14 protein-coding genes are annotated in these 17,514 nt (G+C 70.8%); 5 read left to right on the top strand and 9 right to left on the bottom strand.

The features are described 5' to 3' along the window. Window positions 1-8: 8 nt before the first annotated feature. Window positions 9-683, bottom strand: coding sequence for a Crp/Fnr family transcriptional regulator (locus tag ACIBCJ_RS09965; RefSeq protein ID WP_003975365.1), 675 nt, complete (start codon window positions 681-683; stop codon window positions 9-11). Between the two features lie 368 nt (window positions 684-1,051). Here ACIBCJ_RS09965 and nth point away from each other — a divergent pair, with 368 nt between their 5' ends. From nth to ACIBCJ_RS09950, 3 genes are read left to right on the top strand one after another with little or no spacing between them, the layout of a single operon-like run. Next, a complete protein-coding gene (nth, locus tag ACIBCJ_RS09960; RefSeq protein ID WP_365979347.1) occupies window positions 1,052-2,215 on the top strand; it encodes an endonuclease III in 1,164 nt (387 codons plus the stop codon). Window positions 2,216-2,267: 52 nt separating this feature from the next. Beyond that, window positions 2,268-3,011, top strand: a complete 744-nt coding sequence (locus ACIBCJ_RS09955; RefSeq protein ID WP_362507830.1) for a CoA pyrophosphatase — start codon at window positions 2,268-2,270, stop codon at window positions 3,009-3,011. Between the two features lie 45 nt (window positions 3,012-3,056). Next, complete coding sequence (locus ACIBCJ_RS09950) at window positions 3,057-4,262, top strand: MarP family serine protease (RefSeq protein WP_362507833.1); 1,206 nt, start codon at window positions 3,057-3,059, stop codon at window positions 4,260-4,262. Between the two features lie 118 nt (window positions 4,263-4,380). Here ACIBCJ_RS09950 and ACIBCJ_RS09945 read toward each other — a convergent pair whose 3' ends face one another. The 6 genes from ACIBCJ_RS09945 to ACIBCJ_RS09920 all read right to left on the bottom strand — a co-directional run bounded on the left by ACIBCJ_RS09945 (window position 4,381) and on the right by ACIBCJ_RS09920 (window position 12,711). Then, a complete protein-coding gene (locus ACIBCJ_RS09945) occupies window positions 4,381-4,566 on the bottom strand; it encodes a hypothetical protein (RefSeq protein ID WP_123625497.1) in 186 nt (61 codons plus the stop codon). Between the two features lie 149 nt (window positions 4,567-4,715). Then, window positions 4,716-5,684, bottom strand: a complete 969-nt coding sequence (locus tag ACIBCJ_RS09940) for an alpha/beta hydrolase (RefSeq protein ID WP_362105688.1) — start codon at window positions 5,682-5,684, stop codon at window positions 4,716-4,718. Next, the gene (locus tag ACIBCJ_RS09935) at window positions 5,681-6,169 is read right to left on the bottom strand and encodes a phage holin family protein (RefSeq protein ID WP_133888847.1); all 489 of its coding nucleotides are present in this window, start codon (window positions 6,167-6,169) and stop codon (window positions 5,681-5,683) included. Before ACIBCJ_RS09935 ends, ACIBCJ_RS09940 begins: the two co-directional genes overlap by 4 nt. 134 nt (window positions 6,170-6,303) lie before the next feature. Continuing rightward, a complete protein-coding gene (nhaA, locus tag ACIBCJ_RS09930) occupies window positions 6,304-7,728 on the bottom strand; it encodes a Na+/H+ antiporter NhaA (protein WP_362105691.1) in 1,425 nt (474 codons plus the stop codon). Between the two features lie 195 nt (window positions 7,729-7,923). After that, window positions 7,924-9,879: an acetate--CoA ligase gene (gene acs / locus ACIBCJ_RS09925; protein WP_365979346.1), complete on the bottom strand. Its 1,956-nt coding sequence runs from the start codon at window positions 9,877-9,879 to the stop codon at window positions 7,924-7,926. 267 nt (window positions 9,880-10,146) lie between these two features. Next, window positions 10,147-12,711 carry a SulP family inorganic anion transporter gene (locus ACIBCJ_RS09920; RefSeq protein WP_365979345.1) on the bottom strand — a complete coding sequence of 855 codons (2,565 nt, stop codon included), beginning with the start codon at window positions 12,709-12,711 and terminating at the stop codon, window positions 10,147-10,149. Window positions 12,712-12,964: 253 nt separating this feature from the next. On the opposite strand from ACIBCJ_RS09920, the gene ACIBCJ_RS09915 reads away from it, so the two are divergent. Continuing rightward, window positions 12,965-14,257, top strand: coding sequence for a hypothetical protein (locus ACIBCJ_RS09915; protein WP_365979344.1), 1,293 nt, complete (start codon window positions 12,965-12,967; stop codon window positions 14,255-14,257). A gap of 58 nt (window positions 14,258-14,315) precedes the next feature. Here the strand turns inward: ACIBCJ_RS09915 and ACIBCJ_RS09910 are convergent, their stop codons facing one another. Continuing rightward, the gene (locus tag ACIBCJ_RS09910; protein WP_365979343.1) at window positions 14,316-15,296 is read right to left on the bottom strand and encodes an ATP-binding protein; all 981 of its coding nucleotides are present in this window, start codon (window positions 15,294-15,296) and stop codon (window positions 14,316-14,318) included. A gap of 111 nt (window positions 15,297-15,407) precedes the next feature. On the opposite strand from ACIBCJ_RS09910, the gene ACIBCJ_RS09905 reads away from it, so the two are divergent. Then, the gene (locus ACIBCJ_RS09905; protein ID WP_365979342.1) at window positions 15,408-16,232 is read left to right on the top strand and encodes an oxidoreductase; all 825 of its coding nucleotides are present in this window, start codon (window positions 15,408-15,410) and stop codon (window positions 16,230-16,232) included. Window positions 16,233-16,631: 399 nt separating this feature from the next. On the opposite strand, the gene ACIBCJ_RS09900 is transcribed toward ACIBCJ_RS09905, so the two are convergent. Continuing rightward, window positions 16,632-17,489, bottom strand: a complete 858-nt coding sequence (locus tag ACIBCJ_RS09900; RefSeq protein ID WP_362507851.1) for an HAD family hydrolase — start codon at window positions 17,487-17,489, stop codon at window positions 16,632-16,634. Window positions 17,490-17,514: the final 25 nt, after the last annotated feature.

Below are 17,514 nucleotides of genomic sequence, written 5' to 3'. Positions count from 1 at the left end.
ACGTGGGGTCAGCGGGAGCGCTTGGCCAGCCGCTCGACGTCCAGCAGGATCACCGCGCGTGCCTCCAGACGGAGCCAGCCGCGCTGGGCGAAGTCCGCCAGCGCCTTGTTGACCGTCTCGCGGGACGCGCCGACCAGCTGGGCCAGCTCCTCCTGCGTCAGGTCGTGCACCACGTGGATGCCCTCCTCCGACTGCACGCCGAAGCGGCGCGAGAGGTCGAGCAGGGCGCGGGCGACACGGCCGGGCACGTCCGAGAAGACCAGGTCCGACATGGCGTCGTTGGTCTTGCGCAGGCGACGGGCGACGGCGCGCAGCAGCGCGGTGGCCACCTCGGGGCGGACGTTCAGCCAGGGCTGGAGGTCACCGTGGCCGAGGGCGAGCAGCTTGACCTCGGTCAGCGCCGTGCCGGTCGCCGTGCGCGGGCCCGGGTCGAAGAGCGACAGCTCGCCGATCAGCTCGCTGGGACCGACGACGGCCAGCATGTTCTCGCGCCCGTCGGGGGACGTGCGGTGGAGCTTGACCTTGCCTTCCGTGACCACGTAGAGGCGGTCTCCGGGGTCGCCCTCGTGGAACAGGGTGTCGCCGCGAGCGAGGGTCACCTCACTCATGGAGGCGCGGAGTTCCGCGGATTGCTCGTCGTCGAGCGCCGCGAAGAGCGGGTTGCGCCGCAGAACGTCGTCCACGAGTTCTCTCCTTGTCGACCGGCTCAGAGGATCTTGTTCCCCCGGTGTACCAGGGGTCCGTGGTGCCCATTTTGCCGGACAGTCCAAACAGTGTGATCTGTCACAAGGATGCCGCACTGATGTCCCGGGGTACGCGGCAGGGGTCCAATTGGACGCCGATCTTCGAGGTCCGGGGCGGATGACGGTACCGGGTCGTAGGCTGGCCGGGTGTCCAAATCGCCGGTGGGAGCACAGGCCTGGGGGTTGCGCGGGTGGGTGTACGTCGTGATTCCGCTGTGGGCGAACGGGCTCCCGATGGCGGTAGGAAATCGGCAAAAGCGACAAAGAGGTCAGCACCTGCCAAGAGGGTGAGTGCGGAGAAGGGTGCCGTGAAGAAGAGCGCCGCGAGCGAGCAGACGGACTCGGTCGAGAAGACCCCGGCGAGCAAGAGAACCGCCGCGGGCAAGAAGGCCGCCGCAACCAAGAAGGCCGCCGCGGGCGAGAAGAGCACGGCGGGCGCGAAGACGGCCGCCGCGAAGAAGACGGCCCCGAAGAAGACCGCAGCTGAGAAGACCGCCACGAAGAAGACGGCAGTCAAGAAGACGGCAGTCAAGAAGACGGCAGTCAAGAAGACGGCAGTCAAGAAGACGGCAGTCAAGAAGACCGCGCCCCTCAAGCGGCAGGCGCCCGCCAAGAAGCCCGCCGTCGTCCCGAAGAAGGCCGCGGCCGCCGTCAAGGGCGTCGCCCCGGCGAAGACCGTCGCCGCCGAGCCGCCGGGCGGCGAGTCCCGCACCGCGCTGGTCCGCCGCGCCCGCCGTATCGACCGCGAGCTGGCCGAGGTCTATCCGTACGCCCACCCGGAGCTGGACTTCGAGAACCCGTTCCAGCTGGTCGTGGCCACGGTGCTGTCCGCCCAGACCACCGACCTGAGGGTCAACCAGACGACGCCCGCGCTCTTCGCCAAGTACCCCACCCCCGAGGACCTGGCCGCCGCGGTTCCCGAGGAGGTCGAGGAGATCCTGCGCCCGACCGGCTTCTTCCGGGCCAAGACCAGGTCCGTCATAGGGCTGTCCAAGGCGCTGGCGGAGGACTTCGGCGGCGAGGTCCCCGGACGCCTCGAAGACCTCGTCAAGCTGCCCGGCGTGGGCCGCAAGACCGCGTTCGTCGTGCTGGGCAACGCGTTCGGCCGCCCCGGCATCACCGTGGACACGCACTTCCAGCGCCTGGTGCGCCGCTGGCGGTGGACCGCGGAGACCGACCCGGACAAGATCGAGGCCGCCGTCGGCGCGCTCTTCCCGAAGAGCGACTGGACCGACCTCTCCCACCACGTGATCTGGCACGGCCGCCGCATCTGCCACGCCCGCAAGCCCGCCTGCGGTGCGTGCCCCATCGCCCCGCTGTGCCCGGCGTACGGCGAGGGCGAGACGGACCCGGAGAAGGCGAAGAAGCTGCTCAAGTACGAGAAGGGCGGCTTCCCGGGGCAGCGGCTGAAGCCCCCGCAGGCGTACCTGGACGCGGGCGGCAAGCCGGCGCCGCCGCTGGGGGCCGGGTGACGGAACGATCTCGGGGGTGCCGGGCGTTGGACTCTGCAGGGCGGGGGTGGAGATGACACGAGTGAGCGACACGCATGACCCCACGCGGGATCACGCTCGGGGGGCGATCCTCGGCAAGGACGGGCTGCCGGACTGGCTTGACCCGGTGGTGCGGGCCGTCGAGACGGTCCGGCCGACCCAGCTGAGCCGGTTCCTGCCGCCCGCCGACGGCGCCGGCCGCCAGTCCGCCGTCCTGATCCTCTTCGGCGACGGCTCCCGTGCGGGCGAGGTCGGCGAGGCGGGCGGGCGCGGGCCCGAGCTGCTGCTGATGGAGCGGGCCGGTTCCCTGCGTTCCCATCCCGGCCAGCCCGCCTTCCCCGGCGGCGCCCTCGACCCCGAGGACGGGGATCCGCGCGGTGACGGACCGCTGCGGGCCGCCCTGCGCGAGGCCGAGGAGGAGACCGGGCTCGACCCGGCCGGCGTCCAGCTCTTCGGCGTGCTGCCCAAGCTCTACATCCCGGTGAGCGGCTTCGTCGTCACCCCGGTGCTGGGCTGGTGGCGCGATCCCAGCCCGGTCGGCGTCGTCGACCCGGCCGAGACCGCGCGCGTCTTCACGGTCCCCGTGGCGGATCTCACGGATCCCGCCAACCGGGTGACGGCCGTCCACCCCCGAGGTCACCGGGGCCCCGCATTCCTGGTCGAATCGGCGCTCGTGTGGGGCTTCACCGCCGGACTCATCGACCGGCTGCTGCACTTCGCCGGCTGGGAGCGGCCCTGGGACCGGGACAAGCAGGTCCCGCTGGACTGGCACGCATGACAGGGTGGCCTGCGTACCGCAGACGACAAGGCGAGGCCTGAATCAGTGAACGTGCTGGACATCCTGTTGCTGCTGGCCGCCGTCTGGTTCGCGATCGTCGGCTTCCGCCAGGGCTTCGTCGTCGGCATCCTGTCGGTCATCGGCTTCCTCGGCGGCGGTCTCGTCGCCGTCTACCTGCTGCCGGTGGTCTGGGACGCGCTGACGGACGACGCGGAGGTGAGCACCACCGCCGCCGTCGTCGCGGTCGTCGTCGTCATCGTGTGCGCCTCCGTGGGCCAGGCCCTGACGACCCATCTGGGCAACAAGCTGCGCCGCTACATCACGTGGTCCCCGGCCCGCGCCCTGGACGCCACCGGCGGCGCCCTGGTCAACGTCGTCGCCATGCTCCTGGTCGCCTGGCTGCTCGGCTCCGCCCTCGCGCGGACCACGATGCCGACGGTCGGCAAGGAGGTGCGCCAGTCCACGGTGCTCGCGGGAGTGCAGGAGGTGCTGCCCGCGGGCGCCGACAACTGGTTCGACAGCTTCACCTCGGTCCTCGACAAGAACGGCTTCCCCCAGGTCTTCAGCCCGTTCGCCAACGAGTCGATCCCCAACACGCAGCCGCCCGACCCGGCGCTGGCGAACAGCCCGGTCGCGGTCCGCGCCAAGCGCTCCATCGTCAAGGTCATGGGCACCGCTCCCGACTGCGGCAAGGTCCTCGAAGGCACCGGTTTCGTCTTCGCCGACCGCCGCGTCATGACCAACGCCCACGTGGTGGGCGGCGTCGACGAACCCACCGTGCAGATAGGCGGCGAGGGCCGCAAGTACGACGCGACGGTCGTCCTCTACGACTGGCGGCGCGACATCGCCGTACTGGACGTGCCCGAACTCGACGCGCCCGCGCTGCGGTTCACCGGCGAGGACGAGGACGCGCAGGGCGACGACGGCGCGATCGTCGCGGGCTTCCCGGAGAACGGGGCGTACGACGTCCGCGCCGCACGCGTGCGCGGGCGCATCACCGCCAACGGGCCGGACATCTACCACCGCGACACCGTGCGCCGGGACGTCTACTCGCTGTACGCGACCGTCCGTCAGGGCAACTCCGGCGGCCCGCTGCTGACCCCGCGCGGCGAGGTGTACGGCGTGGTCTTCGCCAAGTCCCTGGACGACCCCGACACCGGGTACGCGCTCACCGCGGACGAGATCCGCGAGGACATCAGCGAGGGCCGCACCGCCACCCAGCAGGTGGACAGCGACAGCTGCGCGCTCTAGCCCGGTCGGACAGCACGCGCGGGAGCGCCGAGGCGTACCGGGCACCGAGGCGTCCCGGGAGCGGGACCCGGAAGCGGAGGCCCGGTGCGTCAGGCCCGGTGCGTCAGGTCCGGGTGCGTCAGGTCCGCGGATGGCGCAGGCGGACGGAGACCCAGCGGGCCCGGCGGCGCAGGATGCGCGGAATGCCCACCCGCAGGTCCGCACCCGCGAGTTGCGGGGTGCTGCCGCGTCGGTGGGTACTGCTCACGCCGCTCGTGGAGCGGCCGTCGCGTGCTACGTCACTGTAGTCGTGCGTCCAGCCCATACCGGGACGTCTGCCCCCGCCCCAAGGTCGATAACCTCTCCCCGGGCCCCCAATTGGCCTATGCGCCGGGCAAGTGGCCGTTCACAGGACAGGCGTTCCGGTTCGGATACCGGGCGCGTCCGTTCGGTGACCGTACGGCAGCGGTTCGGTCACCGATCGGGTTCGGGATCCTTCAGCCAATTGATCAGTTCGGTGGAGAAGGCGACCGGATCCTCTTCGTGCGGGAAGTGCCCGAGCCCGTCGAACAACCGCCAGCGATAGGGCGCTTCGACGTACCGGCCCGATCCGGCGGCGCTCCGCGTGCGCATCACCGGGTCCAGCGAGCCGTGCAGATGCAGTGTCGGCACCCGTACCGGCCGCTTCATCCGGCGGTAGAACTGGATGCCGTCCGGACGGGCCAGCGACCGCACCAGCCAGCGGTACGGCTCGACCGAGCAGTGCGCCGTGGACGGGATGCACATGGCACGGCGGTACGCCGCCACCGCCTCGTCGTCCAGCAGCCGCGGCCCGGACCAGTCGTGCAGCAGCCGGCCGACGAGGGCGCCGTCGTCCGCGGTCAGTTGACGCTCCGGCACCCAGGGGCGCTGGAAACCCCAGATGTAGGAGCCCGCCCGGCTCTGGCGGACGTCCCCGAGCATGGCCGAGCGCCAGCGCCGGGGATGCGGCATCGAGGACACCGCGAGCCGCCGCACCAGCTTGGGCCGCATCGCGGCGGCCGTCCACGCCAGGTAACCGCCGAGGTCGTGACCGACCAGCGCGGCGTCCGGCTCGCCCAGTGAGCGGACCACGCCGGTGATGTCGAGGGCGAGACCCGCCGGGTCGTAACCGCGCGGGGTGCGGTCGCTGCCGCCGACGCCGCGCAGGTCCATGGCGACCGCGCGGAAACCGGCGTCGGCGAGCGCCGCCAACTGGTGCCGCCAGGTCCACCAGAACTGCGGGAAACCGTGCAGCAGCAGTACCAGCGGCCCGTCACCCAGCTCGGCGATGTGGAACCGGGCACCGTTGGCCGCGACGTCCCGGTGGGTCACCTCGCGCCCGCCCGGGATTCCGAGCCGTACGACCGACGTGGGGTGCTGCGCCGAGGAGGATTGCCCCGAAGGGGTGGTGGAGCCCGTCATGAGGTCGAGCGTGCCACAGCCTCGATCGCTTCGGGGGACCGGTCCGCGGGCAGTTCCGGACGCGGGTGCGGCTTGGCGTTCTGCAGCACGCCCGCCGACTGCTTCATCGAGGCGGCGACCTTCTGCGGACCGCGGCCCTTCTTGGCCTTCTTGGCGAACACGACGCCGATCAGCGCGAGGAGGCCGGCGATCAGGACGTTGGCCGCGAAGGACAGCAGGAAGCAGACCGCGAGGTTCCAGTGGCTCCAGGTCCGGATGCCGTAGGCCAGCGCGAAGCTCAGCATCGGCAGCGAGAACACCAGGAGCAGACCCGCGGCGGAGAACGCGCCGCCGCTCGTCGCCCCGCGCTTCACGTCCTGCCTCAGCTGCGCCTTCGCCAGCGCGATCTCGTCGTGCACGAGCGCCGACATTTCGGTGGTCGCCGAGGCGAACAGCTGGCCGATGCTGCGTTCGGTGCCGACCGGGCTGCCGTCGGGTGCGCTCATCGCGGTCTCCCTCTTCTGCTGGCTCATCTGCGTACGGTTCCGTGGCGTCGGGTCGTCCCCGGGCCGCCCTGCTCCGGCCTGCCCGTGTCCGCTCCGACTGCTGACGGTCCCGTCTTTTGTACCGTCTCGTCAGATCATGCCGGACCGTCGCCCTCATCGCCTGCCCCGCCCGCGACTTCGGCAAGCCGCGCCGACTCCATCTCCTGGGCGATCCGGCGGTGCTCGGCGGCCTTCTTCTCGTAGACGGCGGCCACCCGCAGGTGATACGCGGGGTCGTCCTCCTCGTAGATGTCCGGTACGCCGCTGAGGTCGTCGTCGCGCTCCTCCTCGGCGACCATCCCCCGGTACTTCGCGTTCCGTATCTTCAGCAGCACCGTCGCCAGAACCGCCGCGATGAGCGAGCCGATGAGGACGGCGGCCTTGACCTGGTCGGTCAGCGCCGTGTCGCCCTCGAAGGCCAGCTCGTCGATCAGGAGCGAGACGGTGAAGCCGATGCCGGCCAGGGTTGCCACCGCGAACACGTCGGCCCACTCCAGGTCGTCACTGAGCGACGCCCTGGTGAAGCGCGAGGTCAGCCAGGTGCCGCCGAAGACGCCCAGCGTCTTGCCGACGACGAGCCCGAGCACCACGCCGAGGGTCTCCGGCTGGGTGAACACCTCGGCCAGGGCCCCGCCGGAGACGGCCACACCCGCGCTGAACAGCGCGAACAGCGGCACGGCCAGCCCTGCCGACAGCGGGCGCACCAGGTGCTCGATGCGCTCGCCGGGGGAGTGCTCCTCGCCCTCGCGCGTGTGGCAGCGCAGCATCAGGCCCATCGCGACGCCGGCGATGGTGGCGTGGATGCCGCTGTTGTACATCAGGCCCCAGATCACGAGGCCGAGCGGAACGTACACGTACCAGCCGCGCACACCCTTGCGCAGCAGCAGCCAGAAGACGGCGAGGCCGGCGACCGCGCCGCCCAGCGCGGCGAAGTTCAGGGTGTCGGTGAAGAAGACGGCGATGATCAGGATGGCGAACAGGTCGTCGACGACGGCGAGCGTCAGCAGGAAGGCGCGCAGGGCGCTCGGCAGCGACGTGCCGATGACGGCGAGCACGGCGAGTGCGAAGGCGATGTCGGTGGCGGTCGGCACGGCCCAGCCCGCCAGTGAACCGCCGCCGGCGGAGGTGGTGACGGTGTAGACGACCGCCGGTACGACCATGCCGCACAGTGCCGCCACCACCGGGAGGGCGGCGGCCTTGGGGTCCTTGAGGTCACCGGCGACCAGCTCGCGCTTGAGCTCGATGCCGGCGACGAAGAAGAAGACGGCGAGGAGTCCGTCGGCGGCCCAGTGCGCGACCGACAGGTTCAGGCCGAGGGCCTCGGGGCCGAAGTGGAAGTGGCCGACGCTCTCGTAGCTGTCGCGCAGCGCCGGGACGTTCGCCCAGACCAGGGCGGCGACGGCGGCGACGAGCAGCAGGACGCCACCCACGGTTTCGGTGCGCAGCGCGTCCGCGAGGTAGTTCCGCTCCGGAAGGGACAACCGTCCGAAGACCTTGCGGGGAGTGCGGGGCGCGGTCACGAGGAGAACCTCCGGTCGGTGGGCAGCACGGAACACGTGCCGACCAGACTTCCCGGCGCACCATGAGGATCTTGATGGGTCTCTAACGTCCTCCTCAGCTTACCCGGGCCCAGGCGCTCCCACAGGGCGAGGGCACCCGGCACGTGTGCGGTGCCGGGTGCCCTCGGTGTCCGTGGCTCAGTCCTCGTCCGGGGCTCAGTCCTCGCTGGAGGCAGCCGGGAGCTTCGACTGGATGAGGTCCATGACCGTCGAGTCCGTCAGGGTCGTGACGTCTCCGAGCTGGCGGTTCTCCGCGACGTCGCGCAGCAGACGGCGCATGATCTTGCCGGAGCGGGTCTTCGGCAGCTCCGCCACCGGCAGGATCCGCTTGGGCTTGGCGATCGGGCCGAGCGTGGCGCCGACGTGGTTGCGCAGCTCGGTGACCAGGTCCTCGCTCTCCGCCGCCGCGCCGCGCAGGATCACGAAGGCCACGATGGCCTGGCCGGTGGTCTCGTCCGCCGCGCCGACCACGGCCGCCTCGGCGACCGACGGGTGCGAGACGAGGGCCGACTCGACCTCGGTGGTGGAGATGTTGTGGCCGGAGACGAGCATCACGTCGTCGACCCGGCCGAGGAGCCAGATGTCGCCGTCGTCGTCCTTCTTGGCACCGTCGCCCGCGAAGTACTTGCCCTCGAAACGCGACCAGTACGTGTCGATGAACCGCTGGTCGTCGCCCCAGATGGTGCGCAGCATCGACGGCCACGGCTCGGTGAGGACCAGGTACCCGCCGCCACCGTTCGGCACCTCGTTGGCCTCGTCGTCGACGACGGTCGCGGAGATGCCGGGGAGCGCGCGCTGGGCGGAGCCCGGCTTGGCCTCGGTGACGCCCGGCAGCGGCGTGATCATCATCGCGCCGGTCTCGGTCTGCCACCAGGTGTCCACGACCGGGGTCGCGTCCGCGCCGATGTTCTTGCGGTACCACACCCACGCCTCGGGGTTGATCGGCTCGCCGACCGAACCGAGGACCCGCAGGGACGACAGGTCGAACTTCGCGGGGATGTCGTCGCCCCACTTCATGAACGTCCGGATCGCGGTGGGCGCGGTGTAGAGGATGGAGACCTTGTACTTCTGGACGATCTCCCAGAACCGGCCCTGGTGCGGGGTGTCCGGGGTGCCCTCGTACATGACCTGCGTCGCGCCGTTGGCGAGCGGGCCGTAGACGATGTACGAGTGACCGGTGACCCAGCCGACGTCGGCGGTGCACCAGAAGACGTCGGTCTCCGGCTTGAGGTCGAAGACGGCCCAGTGCGTGTACGCCGCCTGCGTCAGGTAGCCGCCGGAGGTGTGCAGGATGCCCTTGGGCTTACCCGTCGTACCGGACGTGTACAGGATGAACAGCGGGTGCTCCGCGTCGAACGCCTCGGGCGTGTGCTCGGCGGACTGCCCGTCGACGGTCTCGTGCCACCACTTGTCGCGGGAGGCGTCCCAGTCGACGTCCTGGCCGGTGCGGCGGACGACGAGCACGTGCTCGACGATCCCGGCGCGCTCGACGGCCTCGTCGACGGCGGGCTTGAGCGCGGACGGCTTGCCGCGCCGGTAACCGCCGTCGGCGGTGATGACGACGCGGGCGTCGGCGTCCTGGATGCGGGTGGCCAGCGCGTCCGAGGAGAAGCCGCCGAAGACCACCGAGTGCGCGGCGCCGATGCGGGCGCATGCCAGCATCGCGATCGCGGTCTCGGGAATCATCGGCATGTAGATCGCGACCCGGTCGCCCTTCCGCACACCCAGCTCCAGCAGGGCGTTGGCGGCCTTGGAGACCTCGTCCTTGAGCTGCGCGTAGGTGAGGGCGCGGCTGTCGCCGGACTCGCCCTCGAAGTGGATGGCGACGCGGTCGCCGTTGCCTGCCTCCACGTGCCGGTCCACGCAGTTGTAGGCGACGTTCAGCGTGCCGTCCGCGAACCACTTGGCGAACGGCGGGTTCGACCAGTCGAGCGTCTCGGTCGGCTCCTTCGCCCAGGTCAGCCTGCGGGCCTGCTCGGCCCAGAAGCCGAGCCTGTCAGCCTTGGCCTGTTCGTACGCCTCTGCCGTGACGTTGGCGTTCGCGGCCAGGCCGGCGGGGGGCGCGAACCTGCGTTCTTCCTTGAGCAGGTTGGCCAAGGATTCGTTGCTCACGACATCTCCCTTTCTCAGGGTTGTCCGTTGTGTCCCAGGCCACAGCTCATCAGACCCGGGGGGCCGATGACAAGGGTCGACGGGCAAATGGTTTAGACCTGTCCGGCGGTCCTGCGCGCCGCATGCCCTTCCTGTGTCCTCGCGTGTCCTTCGCGGTCAGTGGTCATCCGTACCCACGGACGCCGACGGCGCGGGGTTCAGTGTGTGTAACGCCGCTCACACCGGCCCGCGCCTCGGCTCTCCGGGACCGCCCGGACGCTCGGGGGGTCAGGCGGTCAGGTCCGTCTCCAGCACGAGCTGGAACACGCCGCCTTCCTCGTCCTCGGACAGCAGGTACGACTGGGCCTCGCCGACGTGGAAGTACATGCCGTGCAGCTCCAGGTCTCCGGCGCCCAGGGCCCGGGCCACCGACTCGTGGGCGCGCAGGTGCTCCAGTTGCTGGACCACGTTGGCCAGGCACAGCCGCTCGGCGGCGTCGGCGGGCTCGCGTCCGGCCAGCCGGGGCGACCGACGGCGGCCGGTCCCGACACCGTCGGCGTCCTTGCCCCCGTCCGCGTCTTCGCTCGTGGACACGTGCTCAAGGCTCGGGAGGCCGTGCCGCAGCCAGCGCTGGAGGGGCGTCCGCGCACCCCCGGGCTCGGCACCGAGCAGTGCCTGCATGGCTCCGCACCCGGAGTGCCCGCACACGGTGACGGACCGCACCTTCAGCACGTCCACGGCGTACTCGATCGCGGCGGCCACCGAGTCGTCACCGCTCTCCTCGCCGGGCAGCGGCACGAGGTTGCCGACGTTGCGCACAACGAAGAGGTCGCCGGGGCCACTGGAGGTGATCATCGACGTGACGACCCGGGAGTCGGCGCACGTCAGGAACAGCTGGGAAGGCTGCTGCCCCTCCCGCGCCAGCCGGGCCAGCTCGTGGCGCATCAGCGGGGCGGTGTTGCGGTGGAACGCGCTGATGCCACGGGCGAGTTCACCCTTGGTGGGTCTCGCGGAGCGGGTGGGACCGACGGACGCGGTGGGGCTGGTGGACGTGGTGCGGACGGTTGAACCGTCGGGCGTGCCGGGTGCGTCTGGTCTGGCGGCCGGGCCGGTGGCCTGAGCGGCGGCTCCCGGTGTCGCTCCGGTCGCCGTGCCGGGGGCGCCGGCCGGGTGCCCGCCGGGGGGTCTGCCGGTGGTGGCCTGCCGGTCCGTGCCGGGTGACGGTGCCGACGGCGGTCGTTCGCACTGGTGGTTGCGCCACGGGGTCCAGGGGCGGCAGCGGCAGCCGTCGGCCTCGGCCGGCTCGGAGATGCGGGTGCCGGGCCGGCGGCCGGTGATGTCGACGGCGCCGCCCTGTGCGGTGTGCGTCTTCTGCCAGTCCTGCAGCGCCTCGTAGGCCGCGTGGTCCATGAACGACCCGTCCAGCTCCACCACCGCGTCCGCTCCGTTCGGCACCTGGTGCAGGACGCGGCTGAGCCTGGGCACGGCGAGGAACGTCAACTGGCCCCGCACGTGAACGTGATGGACTCCCTGCGCGTCGTCGTGGGTGATCCGGGTGCGGGTGAGGCGGTGCAGGGCTACCCCGACGGCGACGGCGATGCCCAGCGCGACGCCCTCCAGGACGCCGAGGAACACCACGCCGCAGGTGGTGACCGCGTAGACCAGCACCTCACGGTGGCGGGTCACCGTGCGGATGTGGTTGAGCGAGACCATCTTGAGGCCGACGGCCATGACCAGGGAGGCGAGCGAGGCCAGCGGGATGAGCTCCAGGGCCGGGACCATCAGCAGTGCCGCGATCACCACGAGAACGCCGTGCAGCATCGTGGAGTTCCGGCTGACGGCGCCAGCCGCCACGTTCGCCGAACTGCGCACGGCCACACCGGCGATGGGCAGCCCTCCGAGCGACCCCGAGACGATGTTGGCGGCACCTTGCCCGAGCAGTTCGCGGTCGAGGTCGGAGCGCTTGACGTGACCGGTCGACACGGGCCGGGCGGCCACCAGTTTGTCCACGGCGACCGCGCCGAGCAGGGACTGCACGCTGCACACCAGCGTGGTGGTGAGGACGGCGGCGACGAGGCCGAGCACCGGACCGTCGGGCAGCGTGGCCAGGGCGTGGCTGCTCCAGGACGGCAGGTCGACCTTGGGCAGGCTCAGCCCGGCGAGGGCGGCGACCGCGGTGGCCCCGGCGACGGCGATCAGCGCGGCGGGGAGCTTGCCCAGCAGCTGTCCGGCGCGGCCGGGGATGCGGGGCCAGAGCAGCAGCAGGGACAGGGTCAGCACGCTCACGGCCAGGTCGGCGGGGTGCAGGTCGGCCAGCTGGGCGGGCAGGGCGACCAGGTTGTCGGGGACGGAGCTCTGCGGGGTGCCGCCGAGGACGATGTGCAGCTGCGCGACGGCGATGGTGACGCCGATGCCGGCCAGCATGCCGTGCACGATCGCGGGGCTCACGGCGAGCGCCGAGCGCGCCACGCGCAGGCAGCCGAGGCCCAGTTGGGCGAGCCCGGCGAGCACGGTGATGGCGCAGGTCGTACGCCATCCGTAGCGCTGGATGAGGTCGGCGGTGACCACGGTGAGTCCGGCTGCCGGGCCGCTGACCTGGAGCGGACAGCCGCCGATCCGCCCGGCGACGATCCCGCCCACCGCTGCGGCGACGAGGCCCGCCTGGAGGGGGGCGCCGGTGGCGAGGGCGATGCCCAGGGAGAGGGGGAGAGCGATGAGGAAGACCGCGATCGCGGCCGAGACGTCGGCGCCCGCGACGCGGAAGCGCCGGGAGCCGCCGGGCGGAGGACTGTGGGGTGGGTGAACGTGTTCGGTCCGGGCCGAGTCGGCGCGGGCGGGGACGCAGGCTGACATGTGTCCGACTCCTGAGCTCGTTCGATTACAGCGAGTAAACAAAGAGTAATTCAGAGTAAAGAAGAGGCATAGTTTTTTAGCGCGAATGGAGTAGTGCCCCGCGTATTCGGGTGAATCAGTTATTTCATCGGCTTGTCGTACTAATTCCTTCTCATTTCCGTGTCACCTTGACGGCGCTGACGGAACGGCCCGGCTCAGCACCCGACATCGCCTCGTCGGCGTTGGCCCGAGAGAAGGAAGAAGGTGGGCGGACATGGCCGCCACCCGCAGGATGGCTTCCCACAGGATGGCCGCGCGCGCCGTGGTCGCCGCGGTCTGCGCCGCGTCGCTCGCCGGTTGCGCGATCGACAGCGGCAACGGCTCCGAAGGGACGCGAGGTTCGGAGAAGGAGAAGGGGAAAGCGGCACCGGCGCCCAAGAACGCCGTGCGGCTGATCGGCGACGGTTCCACCGCGTACACCGGGGCCCAGCCGCACCTGCCCCGGCCCGAACGCCTCAAGCCCGGTCAGAAACCCCCGCAGTTCGTGGTGTTCTCGTGGGACGGCGCGGGTGAGGACAGCCAGAAGCTGTTCTCCCACTTCCGCGAAGTGGCCAAGGAGAACAACGCCACGATGACGTATTTCCTGAGCGGCGTGTACATGCTGCCGACGGAGAAGCGGGACCTGTACAACCCTCCGCAGCACTCCCCGGGCCGTTCCGACATCGGCTTCAACGACGAGCAGGGCATCACCGACACCGTCAAGCAGCTGCGGCTGGCCTGGCAGGAGGGCAACGAGATCGGCACCCACTTCAACGGCCACTTCTGCGGCGCCGGCGGCGGCGTCGGCGAGTGGTCGGTCGAGGAGTGGAAGGAGGAGATCACGCAGGCCAAGCAGTTCGTGAAGACCTGGAAGACCAACACCGGGACGAAGAACGCGGCGCCGCTCCCCTTCGACTACGACAAGGAGCTGATCGGCGCCCGCACCCCGTGCCTGGAGGGCCAGAAGAACTTCACGAAGGCCGCGAGCCAGATGGGCTTCCGGTACGACAGCAGCGGCGTGAACAACCAGGTCTGGCCGTCGAAGAAGGAGGGCCTGTGGGACCTGTCGATGCAGCTCGTGCCGTTCCCCGGCCACTCCTACGAGCAGCTGACCATGGACTACAACTACATGGTCAACCAGTCGGGCACCGCCACCCAGGGGGACCCCGCCAAGCGCGAGGGGTGGGGTGACCAGATGCGGGACAGCCTCCTCCAGGGCTTCGAGCGGGCCTACGACGGCAACCGGGCGCCCCTCGTCATCGGCAACCACTTCGAGTCCTGGAACGGCGGCACCTACATGCGCGCCGTCGAGGAGGTCGTGGAGACGGTGTGCACCAAGGAGGAAGTGCGCTGTGTCTCCTTCCGGCAACTCGCGGACTGGCTCGACGCCCAGGACCCGAAGGTCCTGAAGAAGCTGCGCACCCTCGGCGTCGGGGAGGCCCCCGAGAAGGGCTGGGCGTCCTTCCTGTCGGCCGCGCCCGCACCGGCGCCGAAGGGCGTGCCCGGGGCACCGGCCGCCAAGCAGTAGCGCCCCCTGCCCGGAGCAGGCACGAGTGCGGTCGCGCGAGGAGGTCTCACGTGGCAGGTCACGCGGGTGCGGTGACCTCCTCGCCGAGCCCGAAGTCGGGGTCGACCTGCGCCGCCAGGTCCTCCCCGGTGCGCTCGTTGCCCCAACTGCGGGCGTTCCGCAGGTGGAAGTGGACCATCTGCTCGGTGTAACGCGCCCAGTCCCGCAGCTCGTACGTCGCGTCGACGGCCGTGTGCAGCGCGCGCAGCGCCCGGCCGTTGGCCTCCTCCAGGAGCTCGAACCGGGGCGGGCGGCCCTTCTCCATGGCACGCACCCAGTCCGAGTGGCCGACGGTGACCAGGAGGTCCTCCCCGACCTCGTCGCGCAGGAAGTCGAGGTCGTCCTGGCCCTGGACCTTGTTGCCGACGACCTTCAGGGTGACGCCGAAGTCGCGGGCGTACTCCTTGTACTGGCGGTAGACGGAGACCCCCTTCCGGGTCGGCTCGGCGACGAGGAACGTGATGTCGAAACGGGTGAACATGCCGGAGGCGAACGAGTCCGAGCCGGCGGTCATGTCCACCACGACGTACTCGTCACGGCCGTCGACGAGGTGGTTCAGGCACAGCTCCACCGCTCCGGTCTTGGAGTGGTAGCAGGCGACTCCCAGGTCGGCGTCCGTGAAAGGGCCGGTGACCATCAGACGGACGGCCCCGCCGTCGAGTTCCACCGGCCGGGCGCAGGCGTCGTAGACCGGGTTGTCCTCGCGCACCCGCAGCAGGCGCGAGCCCTCGCCGGGCGGTGTCGTCTTGATCATCGTGTCGGCGGAGGGGAGGCGCGGGTTCGTGCCGCGCAGGTACTCCTTGATCAGCGGAAGGCGCTCGCCCATCGCGGGCAGCGTGGCCGCGTCCGCCTCGTCGAGGCCCAGTGCGGCCCCCAGGTGCTGATTGATGTCGGCGTCGATCGCGACGACGGGTGCGCCGGTGGCGGCGAGATGGCGGACGAACAGGGAGGACAGGGTGGTCTTGCCGCTGCCGCCCTTCCCGACGAAAGCAATTTTCATGTTCACCAACGGTAGTGTCTCGATAGCTGTACGTGGCACTGGAGGCTGGTGAGGGGTGAAGAAGACCACTCGTTCGTGGGGCGCGGCGCGGGTTTGCGTAGGGTCTTACCCATGAGTACGACAGGCGCGAACGCCGATCCGCTCGCGGCCCTGGGTGCCCTGCCCGGGGTGTCCGAGTCCGTGGAGTCCGTACGCAAGGCCGTGGACCGTGTCTACGGCCACCGGATCATGCGACGCCGCAGCAACGAGATCACCTCCGAGGCGGCACTGCGCGGCGCCCGGGGTTCGGCGGCGCTGTCCGGCGCGGACTGGGCCCTGGAGGAGGTGCGCCGGCGCAGCGACTTCAGCGGCGACGACGAGGCGCGCGCGGTGGGCGCCGCGCTGCGGCTCACCGCCGAGGCGGGACAGCTGCTGTCCATCTGGCGCCAGTCGCCGCTGCGGGTGCTGGCCCGGCTGCACCTGGTGGCGGCCGCGACCCAGGCCGACGAGGTGGGCCGGCCGCGTCGGCGGGGCGAACCGGTGGACGAACCGATGGTGGAGCTGCCACTGCCCGACGCAGGGGAGGCGCACGGCCGTCTGGACGGCCTGGCCGAGCTGATCGCGGCCGGTGGTTCGGCTCCGGCGCTGGTGACGGCAGCCGTGGTGCACGGGGAAATCCTGGCGCTGCGCCCCTTCGCCTCCCACAACGGACTGGTCGCGCGGGCGGCCGAGCGCATCGTCCTGGTCGGCAGCGGCCTGGACCCCAAGTCGGTCTGCCCGGCCGAGGTCGGCCACGCCGAGCTGGGCCGCGCGGCCTACCTGGCGGCGCTCGACGGGTACGTGTCCGGGACGCCGGAGGGCATGGCCGCCTGGATCGGCCACTGCGGCGAGGCGGTGGCGCTGGGCGCCCGCGAGTCGACGGCGGTGTGCGAGGCGCTCCAGCGCGGGGCGGCATAACGCGCACGGCGCGCTGTCCGTGGGGCCGGTACAGAAATGCGGCGGTACGAGTGCTCGTACCGCCGCTGGCATGACCACCGGGTTACCAAGCGTCCTCGGATGTGCCCATCAGGTCGGGAACTTCGCCCGTCACCTGGTGCGGCTGGCCCGTAATCGACGGGTCGACGTCGCGTGGGTGCCCGGTGTCCATGCTCGGTCCGTGGGGCCAAATGCGTGTTTAAGGTAATCCTTTCGGATGTCCTTGGTCTCGCGGGCCGTTGATTCCTTTGTACTCCTGGGCCGGAGCAAGCGGAAGTGTTCGTCGCACTTCTTTACTTTTGCGCTCATACGCGGGTGAAACGGCTGATCGGGCGGTTCGGCAGGCAGGGAGCCGGCCCGGCGGGCGACGAGGGGACCGAGTCAGGCCGCCGGGGAGCGGCGTCGGCTCGCGTACCAGACGAGGCCGGCGGTGGCCGCCGCGGCGCCTATCGCCGCAGCGACGACGAGCGCGGGCCGCGGTGGCACGGAGAACCGCCCGAACCGCTGCTTCAGCCGCACCGGACGGTGGAAGTCGAGAATCGGCCACTCGCGCGCGAGGGCCTCCTTGCGCAGTGCCCGGTCGGGGTTGACGGCGTGCGGGTGGCCCACGGCCTCCAGCATCGGGACATCGGTCGCCGAGTCGCTGTAGGCGTAGCAGCGGGACAGGTCGTATCCCTCGGACCCGGCCAGCTCCCGGATCGCCTCCGCCTTCGTCGGGCCGTACGCGTAGTACTCCACCTCTCCGGTGAAACAGCCGTCCTCACCCACGACCATGCGCGTCGCCACCACCCGGTCGGCGCCGAGCAGCTCACCGATCGGCTCGACGACCTCGGCGCCCGAGGTGGACACGATCACGACGTCGCGGCCGGCGGTGTGGTGCTCCTCGATCAGGGAGGCCGCCTCGTCGTAGATGATCGGGTCGATCAGGTCGTGCAGGGTCTCGGCGACCAGTTCCTTGACCAGCTGGACGTTCCATCCGCGGCACAGCGCCGAAAGGTACGCGCGCATCCGCTCCATCTGGTCGTGGTCGGCTCCACCGGCGAGGAAGACGAACTGGGCATACGCGGTACGCAACACAGCCCGGCGGTTGATCAGGCCGCCTTGGTAGAACGACTTGCTGAACGTGAGTGTGCTCGACTTCGCAATGACCGTCTTGTCCAGGTCGAAGAAGGCCGCCGCGCGAGGCATGGAGTGCGGCGCGGAGTGGGGCGAGGAGTGGTTTTCCACGACCCTGAGCATAGGCGCAGCCCATTCGGCGTAAGGT

It is taken from the genome of Streptomyces sp. NPDC051136, assembly GCF_044455745.1.
Taxonomy (GTDB): Bacteria; Actinomycetota; Actinomycetes; order Streptomycetales; family Streptomycetaceae; genus Streptomyces.
This window is presented reverse-complemented; position numbering and strand designations above follow the sequence as displayed.